Raw genomic sequence first — 15,438 nt, 5'->3', positions numbered from 1 at the left:
ACTAAAGAGTATTCATAATAATGATGGCTTTTTATCGCATGATCATGTGACATCATATTTCCCCCCTCAGTGACTTGGCAATGACCTCTGCTTTCGAGTTCACATGCAGTTTCTTGTAAATATTCCGGATATGGGCGCGTACCGTATCGATGGAGATATCAAAGCGATCGGCGATCATTTTGTAGCTCAGGCCATCCACCAGCCCGTTTACAATATCCTGTTCCCTTGCCGTAAGATCACTTTCCGGCTTTTTTTCCGTCTCGGGTTTGTTAAAGTGCTGAATCACCTTGCGTGCAATCTGGGGCGACATGGGTGCGCCGCCTTCGATCAGATTTTCGATCGACTCCTTGATCTCCGGCAGAGAGGTATGCTTCAACAGATACCCGGATGCACCGGCAACAAGGGAGTCAAAAATCTTGTGCGAGTCATGATAGACGGTGAGCATCAGTATTTCAATTTCAGGATACTCTTTCTTGATCAGTCCGATACCCTCAATCCCTGACATTCCGGGGAGCTGGATATCCATCAAAAGCACATCCGGCGGATCATGCTTGCTCAGGTGCTCCTGCATCTCTTCAACAGAATCCATGGCGGCCTTGCAGCTCATATTCTCCTGCATGTCCAGGTAGCGCTGGATAAGATTTCTGATTTTTACATTGTCTTCAACGATTCCTACTTCAATCATATCTGTTCCTCCTTCTCTGATTTAATTGTCCGCACAGCCTGTTCGCTACGCGGTTCCCTTCATTTCCACCGTAAATCCGTCTCCCGGCTCGATGGATATATCCGCTCCGATCCTTTCGGCGCGCATTTTCATATTCCTTAAACCCTGGCCCGATTTCCGGTTTGTATTGCTGTCCGTTCCGTTGTCGCGGATCACAAGTTCATAGTTTTTGCCATTGAATGAAAAATAGATATCCACCCGGGTCGCATTGGAGTGTTTCACTACATTGTTAACGGACTCCTTGAATATCAGGTAAATATTTTCTTTAACGTCCACAGGCAGCTTCTGGTCCATCTGCAGATCTTCGAAGTGATAAAACACGTCAGCGTGGCCGTTTACAAAAATGTGGTTCACGTAATCCTGCATTCTGTCTGTAAGGTCTCCGGCCGTATCATTCCGGGAATCGATCGACCAAACAATATCATCCAGGCTCGAAACGATTTTCCTGCTGTGTTCACCAATCTGTTTGAGCGTGTCTTTCACTTCCGGGTTGAGCTCAACAGCCTGAAGAAAATCTGTCTGCAGCGCCAGCTCAGTCAGTGAAGATCCCACATCGTCGTGCAGATCGCTTGCAATCTGAACCCGCATCTTTTCCATATCCACCTGTTTGGTAACCCTGAAATAACGAACGGAGAATAATACCAACCCGATAATCGCAGCAATGACCAGCAGCAAAAACCATGTCTGCAAATAAAAGGGAGGGAATATTTTAAACTCAAAGGATGCTGTTTTCGTACTTCGCGTACCGTCTGCATTGTAGGCCCTCACATCAAGACGGTAGTCACCAGAAGGAAGTTCCGGGTAGTTTACACTGTTTTCCATTGTAAGCTGCCAGTCGTTATACCCTCTCAATCTGTGTTCATAAATAATCTGCTCAGGGGCCTCATAAGTAAGGCCGATAAATGTAGCCTGAAGAAAGTTCTGATCGTATTTGAACTGCCATTTCCGGTTATTTTGAACGGGCGTACCGCTCATCAGCAGCTCCTGAAATTCAAGTCCGGGCGGCACTCTGTTTTTCTGAATTCTATCCGGAAAAAAACGGCTCAATCCTTCAACCGTGCCCAGCCACATACTGCCGTCAGATGCGAGCAGCGAAGCCCCTGCATTGAGCTCATTGGCTATAAGGCCCTGCTTTGTGGTATACAATCGGTATGAAAGCATTCTCTCCAGCTCTGTGGTGTGCGTATCAAATTCAGACTTCCTGAACAGATATAACCCCGTATTGGTACCAAACCAGTACCGGAAAAAAGAATCCTGCTCGGTGTAGTAGAAAATCGACTCGGTTCTGTCGGTTCGCAGAATTCGCTGTACCCGCCCGTCTTTATAGTAAGCGGGCCCGTTAAAGGTGGAAAACCAGACTTCCCCATTCTGATCAATATGAATGTGAATTACGCCGTTACTTGGAAGATTGTCCGCAATGGTAACAAAGTGAAATTCTTCCCCGTCGTAGCGTACCGCGCCGCCGTAGGTGGCAAACCACATATCACCATTGAAATGTTTTTTGATATCCATCACCGTATTATTGGTCAATACATTTCCTGTATGGTATTGCTCATACCCACCATCCCGAAGACGAAATAGTCCGTCATTGTAGGTAGCGATCCAGAAGTCGCCGGTTTCGGGGTCCTCGAAAAATTTCCTTACGGTTCTGAGCTGAACTCCGTCTAGCTCAAATGTGCGAAACTCACCATTTTCGTAGACTGATATCCCCTCATTGGTCCCGATCCACATTCGGTTAAAACTATCTCTGTAAATCGCATAGACTTTATTGTCAATCAGTCCGTTTTCTTCAGTGAAATAGGAAAATTCTCCGTCATCAATAATGACCAACCCCCCGCCAAACGTAGCCGCCCAGATTCTGCCCATTTCATCTTCTTCAAAACCGTTTACCACGTTATTTGGAAGCCCGTTGTCTATCGTATAGCTGTAGAAGATATCGCCGGAATAGATGCTTATTCCGCCGCCCAGGGTGCCGAACCATATATTGCCTTCGCGGTCCTTCATGGTATCATAGATGATGGTAGCAGGCAGTCCGTTTTCACGCGTATAATTCACAAAATCCTGTCCGTTAAAAAGGGAAACGCCATTTTCTGTGCCCAGCCATATACGGTTTTCCGATTCTACCGTAATCGATTGAATCCGATTGTCATTGAGTCCGTCATTCTGCGTGTAGAGACGAAAACTCCCGTTCTGATAAAGAGCCAGGCCCGACCTTGAACCTGCCCAAACACGTCCATAATCATCTGCAACGATATCTCTCACCCTTAATTCAGGCAGTCCGTCATCCTTATCGTAATGAACAACCTCACCATCATTTATCCGAACAACACCTTCACGTGATGCCACCCAGATGGTATTGTCTGCCGACTGATCAATAGCCCTTACCGAGACCGCCGGGATATTCAATCGTTCTGAAACAGAATAGAGCTCGTTATCAGGGCCCAGTTTCCAAAGTCCGTTTTCGTCCGTGCCGAACCAGAATGAGCCTTGATTGTCTTCAAAAATGGAGCGTATCGCAAATTGATTCAGTCCTGTGAGATGGGAAGGAGTGTGCAAAGAATCATCTTCAAGTAGTGAGATGCCGGTTTCAGTGCCTACCCAAATTTTTTTCTCTGAATCCTGGTAGAGTGAGTTGACCTTATTATTGGCAAGCCCGTCATCCTCGTAGAACTGCCTGAAGTAATTGCCATCAAACCGGTTCAAGCCGTAACCGGTTGCAACCCATACATATCCCCGCTCATCCTGAATAAGGTCGTGAGCCACGGATTCACTCAGACCCACATCAATGGAGTAGTTTCGGAACGGCATGATCTGCCCGTTCACAGGGAGTGACAACACTGTGAAAAGAAACCCAAACTGTATGATCAGCCAGTATTTCAGCATCCATAAAAGCTAACAAGTTCACAGACAGGGTCAAATCACATGTTCATGTGATTGCATCATAAAAAAAGCCGCTCCCGATTGGGAGAGCGGCTTCGATAAACTCATAGGTTGAGGGATGGATCAGCCCAGATAAGCGCGGAGTGCGGCGCTGCGATTGTGATGACGCAGCTTGCGCAGTGCATCTAGATACATTTCAAATTAAATTATGTAATGAAATGCATAAATAAACAATATTAAACCCCCACAACTTTCGTACTCTCCTCCCCAAACTGACTCACAACCCGAACCGCAATTTTTTGGCCTTCTTTCTTCTTGATGAGGTGGGATTTAAATCCGTATAGCCGGTCGAAGGCTTCGTCGTCGATTTCAATTTTGAGAGTGCGTTCGGCATTTCGTTTTTGGCTCTGTTTGGCCAGATCGCTGAGGCCTTTTTCCCAATCCTTGAATTCATCTTTACTGCCGCCACAAAAGAAAATCTGTTTCACAACGAAATTGCTGCCATCATAATCATCGTCCACCATCCAGTAGGCAATGTCTTTGCGGTTACGGGCTTTTACCTGGTCTTTGATGGGATCGTAGATATCGAGGCCGAGGATTTCGACTTGCACTTTGTCAGTATCTTCCTCCAACGGTGACACTTTGATATCGGGTTCACCAATTGTTATGAAGGAGGCCGCTTTTTTGTCTTTTTTGAGTAGGCCTTCCTGCAATAGATCATCATGCATGCGTACTTTGGTGACTTCGAAAGTACCCATACTGGTTGTATGAGTCTGGTTCTGGATGTCGCTTTCAAAGCTGAAACCGAGAATGATGAGCCAGTCGGCATCACCGCGGGCACGGCACTCTTTTACGGCATTGTTGACAGCCTCTTTACTCACCGTACCGAACTTGGGACCGATATGCATATACGCCTTTCGCTCACCATGCTCGGTATCATAAAATCCTTCAGCGTTCAGCCACACATCCGCCAGCGACTCAATTCGTTTAAATACCGCCTGTTCATTTTTAATACCATTCTTTACACCGGCCGACTTCAAATGCTCAAACACCAGCTCTTCGAATCGCTGGCCATTTTCATCGGAGTTGGTTTTGTCTTCCAACTGTTCGGGAGCAACCGGTTCAAAATTTTGAAGAGTCTCTACTGTAAATGGACCAGTTACACGGAGTTTATCTTGATCTAATAAAGGTTTATCATATAGTGTCTCTGTATCTGGAGGCTCATCATAAGCAAGTTGTCGCATTGATACATTCGGTTCTTCCTTGTATACAAAACCTTGACGGATATCTTGAATTTGGTCTAATTCAGGCTTATAGGTCACCTCTTTCTTTATAGAACCATCCTTTTTAAATCCCCGATTTATATTAACCTCACTATGCAAGTAATAATAAGGATATGCTGCTGTCATTAATCGAGTTTTAGCAATATTAAGTGCTATGCGAGAAGTTTCAATAGTTATCCATCTACGTCCCCATTCTTCGGCAACATACGCCGTTGTACCACTACCACAAGTAGGATCTAAAACTAAATCACCCGGATCAGTAGCCATTAAAATGCACCGTTTTACAACTTTCGCGTTAGTTTGAACAACGTACCGTTTTGTCTCATTAAAGCCGCCGGTTCCAGTATCTAACCAATTGTTGCTCAATTCTTTTAATTTATAATTATCAAAATACCTTACGAGACCAAGATTATTTCCAGTTTTTACAACTAGATTCTTATCAACAAGATTTTGCAATCCCTTTACTGTATGTGTCCAGTGCCTATTTCCAGGTCTATATATTTCACCTTTATATTCAAATGGTTCATCTTCTGAAGCTTTACCCTGAGAGGTTGGGTCTCCTATCCTGTAAATTCTTGCACCATCTGGAATATTTTGAGGATTTTCTCTCTCAAGTTTAGTCATTTTTCTTCTTTCTCCACTCTTGAGCTCTATAAATCGATAATTCGGGTCATTTACTGGAAGATCTAATTCGTCAAATAATTGTCGGTACTTTATTTCTTTAAGATTTTTCCCATACCATAAAATATAATCACCAACTCTACTCAGCGTGTTAGTAGTAAATCCACTGGTAGTAGCATAGTATATCATTGATGAAAAATTCTCACTTCCAAACACCTCATCCATCAAATTCCTTACGAGGTGCACATTTTCATCACTGATCTGTACAAAGCAGGACCCACTCTCTTTTAACAATTCCCTGGCGGCCAGCAGACGTTCTTTCAGATAGCTCAGGTAGGAGTGAATCCCCAGTTCCCAGGTATCGCGGTAGGCTTTAATCACTTCTGGTTCTCCAGATAAATCCTTATCAGGATCAGAATACGACATCGAGCGATCATTAACTTTCATCTGCCAGTTGCTGCCGTACTTAATGCCGTAGGGTGGGTCAATGTAAATCATCTGTACTTGTCCGGCCATGCCTTCGCGTTCCAACAAGCTGCTCATTACCAGAAGGCTGTCGCCCTGTATCAGGCGGTTACTCCAACCATCATTATGCTTGTAATATTCGCTTACCTTTTCAAGCTCATCCTTCTCAAGTGCATTGCCAAATAGTTCATTGGTAGAAAACAGATCAGGCTGATCCTGTTTTTCCTCTACCAGACGATGTAACCCCTTAATCAATTTTTCGGGCGCAATGTGTTCATACCGGTAGAGTGAGCGAATGTCCACTTCCAGCAGTTCTTTCCAGCGTTCATTGCCGGAATCGGGATTCAGTACGATTTCGCGAAGCTCTGCGGCCAGTTCCTTAATCTCCTCTTTATCATTGCTGCCGGCAATGGCATCCAGTAGCAGAGCAATCTCCTTATCGTTATTGTATTTGTGCATCCAGAACAGTTCCGGATCTCGGCCACGCTCAATGACCGGGTTTACCGGAATTTGTAACTTCTTTTTTCCCTTTTGCACATTGGGGTTGGCATCTTCGTACCCCGCTTCTTCTTTTGAAGGAATGTGAGCGCGCTTATCGGAATGCCGGTAGGATTTAGCCATAGCAGATTAATAGGTATTTATAAAAAAATGAATGTAATTAAACCAAAACCCCCAATCGAGTCGCCAACATTCTGACGTCAATATATCCAGGAATGTGCCTATTCAGGTTCTTCCAGCTTTTCTAAATCAATCTCAACATCCTGTTTAATCAACTCTGTCAGGTTGATCGGAGGTAGAATAAATTTGTTGTAAGGAGTACCCTTTGTTTTTTCGTGTAAAATTCCCCGAATGGTTCCCACGGTTAAAACGGCAAGGTGGGAGGCAAAGTCCTCAGGGAGGATTAATTTGTTTGACTCTTTATCCAGCAGCTTAGCCCACGCTTTCTTTTCAATTTCAAATCCACATGTGGCTGCAATAATGAGGAAAGGTTTCTTCTTTTGTTCAAATTGAACTTTGAATTTGATGCCGACACCCCGAAGCTCCGGATTCACACCATAATTAATGGACAGTGCAAGGTTAGATGGTTCCGAGTCTTTAAAATTTTCATCAATTGTGGCAAACTCATGAGTATCGATATCTGAAAATTTAAAGCCAAACACTAAATCTTTTTTTGTACTCATCCAACAAGCATCATTTTTGGTTTATCCTCAGGTGATTCCCAAACCTGCTTATTTGCTTGAGTCCATTTGACTTTAGAGGAGAAGTGTGTTTTAACAGTAGGGATATTTTTTGCAAAACTATTCCTAACCTCTTCTTTAACTGTGTTAATGTATTGATGACGTACATCAGATAACAAATAACTAAACAAGTACTTGTTATCTTTAGTCTCATCTCTTCTGATTTCATCAAAAAGATTAATAAATGTTCTTTTGACACTTTCACGAGCAGCATATTCTTCAGAATCCATGGCTACTTGCAGATAACTAATCAATTGCGGTTCAATTTGTGAAAGAATAGTTGCTGTTTCCTTTAATTTACTAAATTGATCTACTTGAGCTCTAGCTGGTTTCTCTTGTTGATCTGATTCAGATTTATGGCTTGGAATTATTAACAAAGATATCTCCAAAGCTTTCTCAAGCTTTGAAATTGTTTCGAGAGTCAGGTTCTCTTTTCCTTTCACAATTTTGCTCACCTGCTGTTTGGATACCCCTAACTTTTCCGCCAACTCTTTCTGCTGCATACCTCTTTCCTTGAGCACACCGAGTACACGCAGAGCTATACGCTTTGATTTCACTAACCAATCACGATTTTCACGACGATATTTAGCTTTTTCAAGCCACTTGCTTTTATCTTTCTCAGCTACTTCAGCTATTTTTTTCTTTATATCAGTCATGGTATTAAATACCTAATTCTAATTCTTTAAACGCTTTTTTATTGATAAGCCCTTTATTCTTCAAATACCGTTTCACTTGATCGATTTTTTTCAATTCCAAATCGGTATGAGTGCGTTCTTTCATTTTTTGTGTGAGTTTTATACATCCACCTGTTATAACGTATAAATTCTCTTCAATTCGTATGGCATAAAAACGGAGCCAGGAGTTTCTTGCTTTACTTTTTTGCAGCGAATAATATTCGTTTTCATGATTGCGCAGAGGTTCAAATAAATCCTGAAGAATTTTCAACTCAGTTTTATTTCCAGGGTCTGCAGCCTCGTATAATAGATCTTGAAAATCAAAGGCATCGTCAATTGTCTTTGATACTGCTTCATCTACCGTGTAATGGGTGCCATGAAAATTATTATACGCTTTCAAGTCCTCTGAGTTTAATTCAAAGAAATGCTTCAAAAACTCGGGATCCATCCATTCATCAAACGCCTTGTCTAACTCATCTTTTTCTTCATTAAGATACTGAACAGTATACAGTATCGGCTCAGGATCTTCGATTATAGGAACAATTTTCATGGTAATCAACTTATAGGTTGACTAAAAAGTTCCCAACTAATCGCATATTCATTCCTTCTCTTCATGTTATCGACCTGATTTTATCGATCAAAAGCTGCCGCGTATTGCGAATATCGTTGGCCACCTCAAGGAAATGCCATTCATCATACTTGTATTTATCCCGAACCGCATTCACGGCCGGCAGCCAGAATTTTTCTGTATAGAATTTCTTTTCAGCTTTATCCTTATTGTAACCGCTGATTTCGAGAATCAGATTTATGATTTTTCCGGATGGTGTTTTGCACCGGCATAGAAAGTCCGGCTGGTAATTTCGCTCCGAACCATCTTTGAGGTATGGGATAAAAAAACCGAGATAGTCGTTTTTTACATAGCTCAGGATCTCATCCAGATTCTCCATCTCTTTAGCGGCGATTTGCTCCCAGTCGGAATCAGCTACAACCGCATTCACATGGCTTTTGGTTGTAGGCCGTACTTCACGTTGCGTTACACCATTTACATACCGGGTACTGCCAAACTTTTCTGAGGAACGGGCAAAAATGGGCCGAATAAACTCTTCCGTGTTCTTTACCGCATTCACACCTCTCATAATGTGATCTGTAACCGCGATGGGATCATAGATTTCAATCAGCCGTTTATACACATTGTCTTCATGCCCTATAACCGTCAATCGCTCATCATACCACTTCTCAACTATCTTTTTCACCCTGTTGAACAGGCCAAAGTTTAGATTCTTTTCGCCATCTGAGAAATGATAACGAAGAACGTGTCGGGTCAAATTGAAAATAACTTCCTGATCCCGTTTTTCTTTCACAGATTGAACTTTTAGCTGCCGGTCATCATCCGTAAAAGCAGATCCCATAGTTGTCCCAAGTGGTAAGTCCGTTAAATCTACTTCATACGGCTCAACATCTGTATAGTCACAAGTCAATTCATCTTCTGAAAACTCTTTACGATAACCGCTCAATACAGGAAACGTAATTTCGTGCTCTTTTTGCCTCTCCGGCATGGCATAAATTCGATGTGTTTCAACAGGCTCAGGCAGTTCCGTAGCACCTTGTTTAAACAGTTTAAAGGGAACACCGATGATCTGGGCATATTCAGGTGGAAATTTATACTCTACTATTTTCCGCTGATCTTTCGTCGGGTTTCCTTCTTTATCATACCCAACCAGATCGTATCTCATTCTCCGCAAAGCCCGACCAGCCACCTGTTCACACAATAGTTGAGAGCCAAAAGCACGCAAACCCATAATGTGAGTTACAGTGTTAGCATCCCACCCCTCAGTAAGCATCGAAACTGAGACTACACAGCGAATGTGTCCTCCAAGTTTTCCGGGTTTACCAACTGTATTTACCACCTCTCGTAATATATCTGCATCATCAATCCGATCAGCCGTCCCCTGTCCATATTGATTAGCGTACTGTTTCTTAAATTCTTCAATTTCCGATGCGAAAATCTTTTTAAAATCCTTATTAATCTGATCAGCATCATCCAGCGCTTCACTATCAATCAAGAGAGTAGGTGATTTTCTCTTAGGGCGATTGGTTTGCTCATCATAGTTGGAAAATAAGTCCAGTTTTCCTCCAACAACCCGTTCTATTTCATCATCCTCATTCAGAATCTCGTAACCGGCTATCGCTTTATACATCTCACGAGAAACGGATGTGTTGTTACAAACAACAATAAAAACGGGTGGTGACGATAACAGATCCGGACTTATCTCACCTTCCTTACGTAATCCTTCTTCATAATCGAGATAGTCTTTGTAAAACTTCTCCATAGCAAGATGAACAAGAGGGGGTAAATCCGGTACTTCATCACCTATCGATTTCCCCTTCTTTTTTGCTTCTTTCTTCCTTTTCCGCCGACCTTTCTTCGGAAGTTTATCTTTTACATGATCGTATAGATTCTTCAATTTTGCTTCATCCAATTCCTGAGAGGTATCATCAATAGGAAGGAAAGGGATTTTCACAAGCCCGCTTTCAATCGCTTCAATCAAACCAAAATCAGAAACTACCCATCCAAAAAGACTGTAAGGAGTGTATCCAGATCCATTTAAATAGTATGGTGTAGCAGAAAGGTCATAAACATTATTGATTTGAAATCTTTTGCCAATTTCTGACAGTCCTGAAAACCATACCGCTGCTTTCTCATTTTCGTTGCTACCTTCGTGATCTTTTGTTCTTCCTTTTCGTTTTGGAAGATAGCAGTGATGAGCTTCATCATTTAAAACCAATAAACGGCTTCCGGATTTGAAATTTTTGAGAACACGCTTCACCATTTGTGATGGTGATTCTTTTGCCTCTTGTTTGTTACCTTCTGCATCCACTTTCCCATCATACGGGCTTTTCTTATTCCCCTGAAGGGTTTTAGGCATAAAGCTATGGTAGTTGGTAATCACTAACCGTGAATTGATCCCGTTTAACTGATCTCTGTATTTCGGAGGACACAGTTTTCTTTCTGCGTAATAATCATTCCGCTCAACTTCTCTATCAGAGCTACGATCAACCTGTAAAACTCCTAATCTGTCTCTAATAGTAATACTTGGAGCCACAACAAGAAAATAGTCGGCAAATCGTGTGTCTTGTTTATACTCGCTTCGATTTAGATAGTGGTACAGAATCAAAGCAGCCATTACCACGGTTTTACCTGTTCCTGTTGCCATTTTAAAGGCAATTCGCGGCAACTGCTCTGCTTTTTTCTTACTTACGTTTTGCTGTTCAGTTTGCAGTCTTTGTATAATGTTTTGACCATAATTGCTTTTAGATGCTACTTCATTCAGCCAAACTGCTGTTTCAATAGCTTCTCGCTGTGCAAAAAAGAGGTTCTTTCGAGGCTCATCTTCATATTGAAGAAACCAGTGAGACATTAAATCTTTTGATACTCTTGTTACCCCAGGATACTTCTGTTCTCTCCAATCCCTGGTATGCTTTCTTACCTGGTTGACAAGTAAAGTATCATATTGCCTTCCAAAATCATTTACGCTGAATACTTCTTTTTGATCACCCGCTTTATTCGGAATAGGAGCATTCAAATCCGGTACAAATAATCTGCGCCCTTCAATTACTTCAGCATAATCCAGGCTACCGTCTCCTCTAGTCGCATAGTGATATTTTGGCTCTTTATATGGGCTATTTAGAATTGGGTTTTTATTCTGCATTAATGACAGATATCAAATTTTATTCAAAATCACTATCAAATATAGAAGTTTTAAATATTATTGAAAGTCATAAATGACAATGATTTATTGTATAAATAAATTAATACGATAAAAAAAGCCGCTCCGGATTGGGAGAGCGGCTTTGACAAACTCATAGGTTGAGGGATGGATCAGCCCAGATAAGCGCGGAGTGCGGCGCTGCGGTTATGATGCCGCAGCTTGCGCAGTGCTTTTTCCTTAATCTGTCGTACGCGCTCGCGAGTAAGATCGAAACGTTCGCCGATCTCTTCAAGCGTCAGGGAGTGCTCACGGCCGATACCAAAATAGAGCCGGATCACTTCTGCTTCCCGCTTGGTCAGCTTGGAAAGGGCGCGCTCAATTTCCACTTTCAGCGATTCGCCCATCAGATCGTTATCCGGATTGGGGATCTCTTCGTTTTCGAGCACGTCGAGCAGGCGGTTATCCTCGCCCTGTGCAAACGGGGCATCCATGGAGAGATGTCGTCCTGAAATTTTGAGCGTATCCGCAACTTCCGAAACGGTCATATCCAGGCTTTCAGCCAGTTCGGCTGCGGAGGGTACACGTTCATACTCCTGTTCCAGCTTGGAGAGCTCTTTTCCGATTTTGTTCAGTGCACCAACCCGATTAAGCGGCAGACGCACAATTCGGCTCTGCTCGGCCAGTGCCTGCAGAATCGACTGACGTATCCACCAAACGGCGTAGGAAATAAATTTGAATCCGCGGGTTTCATCAAAACGTTTTGCCGCCTTGATCAATCCGAGGTTCCCTTCATTGATAAGGTCACCCAGCGACAACCCCTGGTTCTGGTACTGTTTGGCGACAGATACCACAAAACGCAGGTTGGCTTTGGTTAATTCTTCAAGAGCTTTCTGCGACCCTTTCTGTATCTCTTTTGCAAGACGGACCTCATCGTCCGGGGTAATCAGTTTCTCTTTTCCAATTTCGTGTAGATAGCGGTCCAGTGATTCGGACTCTCTGGTAGAAATTCCTGAGCTTTTTGCCACGTTTAATTGTTTTCTATGTTCAGATTGCTAATAGCCTGCTATAGACTGGTATGAGAACGATACGGTCCTGAAGATGTTGCGCCAAGTTTTCATACGAAACATTAAATATACCAAAATTTGACAAAATCTACAGGGTCGTTATTATGTTTATCAGCCCCTCTGATATATGCGTAAATTTCAGCTGATTTGTTTCAAAAAAGAGTTTCCATTTAGCGGATTTGCGCAGCCAAAGTAGTCCAGAATCGTTGCTGAAACGTCAGCAAACGTTTCCCTCACTCCCAAATCACAGTCCTTTTTTTCCGGTCTTCCTTTAAATACAAGCAGCGGGACAAATTCACGGGTGTGGTCGGTAGAGTTATCGGTGGGGTCGTTCCCATGATCGCCTGTGATAATCAGAAGATCTTCACCGGACAGCTTTTCCAGCATGGCAGGCAGGGCGCGATCTATTTCACCGAGCGCTTTAGCGTATCCCTCCGGGTTCTGTCTGTGACCATACAGCTGATCGGTATCAATCAGGTTGATAAATGTAAAACTATGGTTGATACCTGCGCTCATCAGGCTGAGAAGCTGTGAAATTCCCTCTGCATTACTTCTTGTTTTGCGGTACTGGCTGAATCCCTCACCTGCAAACAGGTCGATCACCTTACCGATCGAGTAGGTTTTTACGCCCGCTTTCTGCAGCACACTTAACATATTGGGTGTTGGAACCGGATGTGAATAGTCTTTTCTGCGGTCTGAAATGCGCTCAAACGAACCCGGCTTCCCTTCAAAAGGCCTTGCGATAACCCTCCCCACTGCATGTTCTCCGACCATAACATTCGTCCTGGCATGCTCGCACCATCGGTAGAGAGTCTCAACCGGTGTCACATCCGCATGGCAGGCCACCTGAAAAACACTGTCAGCCGAAGTGTAAACAATCGGCCGGCCGGTTGACAGATGCTCTTTCCCGTAATCCCTGATTACATCCGTACCCGAATAGGGCAGATTACACAAAACACCTTGATGACCCGTTACGGTACAAAACCGTTCAATAACATCCTCAGGAAATCCGTTGGGATAGGTTGGAAATGCTTTGTCGAGAATCAGTCCCGCAAGTTCCCAATGCCCTGTGGTAGAATCTTTTCCAGCCGAAACCTCCCGCATCTTCCCCACGCACGAAACGGGAAAATCAACGGGTGGAATAGACGGCAGGGGCTCAATATTTCCCAGCCCCAGTTTCTCAAAGTTCGGAAGCCTGCATCCCGTTTCCCTGCTAACCCCGGCCAGCGTATTTGCAGATTCATCACCGTACTCTGCTGCGTCTTCCTGGGCTCCTATTCCCAGTCCGTCTATGATCACCAAAAAGACCCTGCCCATCAGTTATTCCCTTCATCTTTGACATTCTCCTTCATCGCAGCCGAAAGCTCCTCTTTTGCACTGTCCATTACATCATGAATATCAGCTCCGGGCCCATCTACGTACACCGATCCCATTTTGATACTGACTTCGGCTTTCTGTCCATCAATAAGCTCCAGGGGTTCCGCGAATATTTTCTCAACACTCTTTTTCCACTCCGCATATTCATTTTCATCCTCGCTGTACAGAAGAAATGAGTAGATGTAATCGGAATTAAAACCAATATATCCGCTGTAACCGGACGCTGCAGGGTTTAATTTTTTCACAATCAGTTTCTGCAGTTTTTTAAGTGTTTCCAGACGAAACCTGGATCTCAGTTCTGCTGCATTTTCCACACCTGCAAATCCAAACCAACCTTTGCGTTCTGTTTTCCCCGCATTGGCTATCATCACTTCAAGACCATACTCCCACATTTCCGGAATGAAGCTGCCGTATTCACTGGTAAGAAGGTCTTCATCCACTCCTATTTTCCCCAGATGAACCTGAATGGAAAGTGATGCTACCCTCACAACGTTTTTCAGCTGATGTTTGGTTGATTCCTTGAAGACAAGCGGATTTTTGTCGTAAGCCAGCACCACTGCATGCCGCCTGTCATTGATCAGTACCGGAATGGCCAGCGTTGCCCCTCTTGTATCTGATTCAAGTGAAGAAATCCTCTTTGGGTTTTGGTTAAAATGCATCGAAAACTGGGCTGTTCCCTTCTGGAGGGCATCGTAGGCCATCGATTTTTCTTCCACCATCAGACCGGGTGAGGTTACCGATGTTCCTTTTTTGGAGCCAATCAGTGAAACCCAGCTGTCCATGCCGCGTGCCACTATAAGTACGTCGCCGGAAGGGAGCAGTTTCTGCATCTCCTCAACAAGAATTTTAATATTCTCCACTTTATGAAGCCTGGGGGACAGTTTTTCGAGGGACTCTTCATAATCGGGCCACTCCCGCTGCACTTCATAAAGATCCGTCAGCTCCAGGTAGGTGTTCAGAAGGTTTAGAAGTGCATTTCTGTAGGCCGACAGCGTCTCTTCAAGCTCTGTAGTGCTGATCTGCTCTTCCGTTTCGATGACCGTGACTGCCACGGTTTCACCATTGTTGGTAAATGGAACCAATGTTAAAAAGCGAACGGGAATGTGTTCATGATAGTGTTTGAGGGCATCTTTCGGCACGTCTTCCTGAACCTTTAACTGAGTAATCTGTTCGATGTCCTTATACCCGTCAAGATAGTGCGCCTCGAAGCCAACCCTGTCCTCAAACATGACGTTCTGAAGGATGGTTGAGCTGGTTTCCAGAACAAACTGACCACGCTGACGGTTCACCCAATAGAGGTAGACCGTTTGCGCTTCGGATGCTTTACGGAGCAGACGTACCACATCATCAACCGCATGCTTGAATTCCAGAAGTGCTTTTTCTTCGCGTTTGGCCGGCATAA

At 43.6% G+C, this 15,438-nt stretch carries 10 protein-coding genes; all 10 read right to left on the bottom strand.

Annotated elements, in window-relative coordinates:
- Window positions 1-52 precede the first annotated feature (52 nt).
- Complete coding sequence (locus DDZ15_RS06145) at window positions 53-685, bottom strand: response regulator (protein ID WP_109646184.1); 633 nt, start codon at window positions 683-685, stop codon at window positions 53-55.
- Window positions 686-730: 45 nt separating this feature from the next.
- Window positions 731-3,607, bottom strand: coding sequence for a sensor histidine kinase (locus tag DDZ15_RS06140; protein WP_109646182.1), 2,877 nt, complete (start codon window positions 3,605-3,607; stop codon window positions 731-733).
- A 233-nt stretch (window positions 3,608-3,840) separates the two neighbouring features.
- Window positions 3,841-6,594 carry a site-specific DNA-methyltransferase gene (locus tag DDZ15_RS06135; RefSeq protein ID WP_109646180.1) on the bottom strand — a complete coding sequence of 918 codons (2,754 nt, stop codon included), beginning with the start codon at window positions 6,592-6,594 and terminating at the stop codon, window positions 3,841-3,843.
- A 98-nt stretch (window positions 6,595-6,692) separates the two neighbouring features.
- On the bottom strand, window positions 6,693-7,154 hold the full coding sequence (locus DDZ15_RS06130; protein WP_109646178.1) for a hypothetical protein: 462 nt from the start codon (window positions 7,152-7,154) through the stop codon (window positions 6,693-6,695).
- The gene (locus tag DDZ15_RS06125) at window positions 7,151-7,867 is read right to left on the bottom strand and encodes a helix-turn-helix transcriptional regulator (RefSeq protein ID WP_109646176.1); all 717 of its coding nucleotides are present in this window, start codon (window positions 7,865-7,867) and stop codon (window positions 7,151-7,153) included. Before DDZ15_RS06125 ends, DDZ15_RS06130 begins: the two co-directional genes overlap by 4 nt.
- A 4-nt stretch (window positions 7,868-7,871) precedes the next feature.
- Window positions 7,872-8,435, bottom strand: a complete 564-nt coding sequence (locus tag DDZ15_RS06120; protein WP_199222895.1) for a hypothetical protein — start codon at window positions 8,433-8,435, stop codon at window positions 7,872-7,874.
- 61 nt (window positions 8,436-8,496) lie between these two features.
- Window positions 8,497-11,595, bottom strand: a complete 3,099-nt coding sequence (locus DDZ15_RS06115; RefSeq protein WP_109646172.1) for a BPTD_3080 family restriction endonuclease — start codon at window positions 11,593-11,595, stop codon at window positions 8,497-8,499.
- A gap of 170 nt (window positions 11,596-11,765) precedes the next feature.
- On the bottom strand, window positions 11,766-12,620 hold the full coding sequence (locus tag DDZ15_RS06110; RefSeq protein ID WP_109646170.1) for a sigma-70 family RNA polymerase sigma factor: 855 nt from the start codon (window positions 12,618-12,620) through the stop codon (window positions 11,766-11,768).
- Window positions 12,621-12,797: 177 nt separating this feature from the next.
- Entirely contained in the window at window positions 12,798-13,979 is a 1,182-nt protein-coding gene (locus DDZ15_RS06105; protein WP_109646168.1) for a phosphopentomutase, read from the bottom strand.
- Window positions 13,976-15,436 (bottom strand): GAF domain-containing protein, encoded by a 1,461-nt coding sequence (locus DDZ15_RS06100; RefSeq protein ID WP_109646166.1) that lies wholly within the window; start codon window positions 15,434-15,436, stop codon window positions 13,976-13,978. Before DDZ15_RS06100 ends, DDZ15_RS06105 begins: the two co-directional genes overlap by 4 nt.
- Between the last annotated feature and the right edge of the window lie 2 nt (window positions 15,437-15,438).

The sequence above is a fragment of the Rhodohalobacter mucosus genome (genome assembly GCF_003150675.1).
Taxonomy (GTDB): domain Bacteria; phylum Bacteroidota; class Rhodothermia; order Balneolales; family Balneolaceae; genus Rhodohalobacter; species Rhodohalobacter mucosus.
This window is presented reverse-complemented; position numbering and strand designations above follow the sequence as displayed.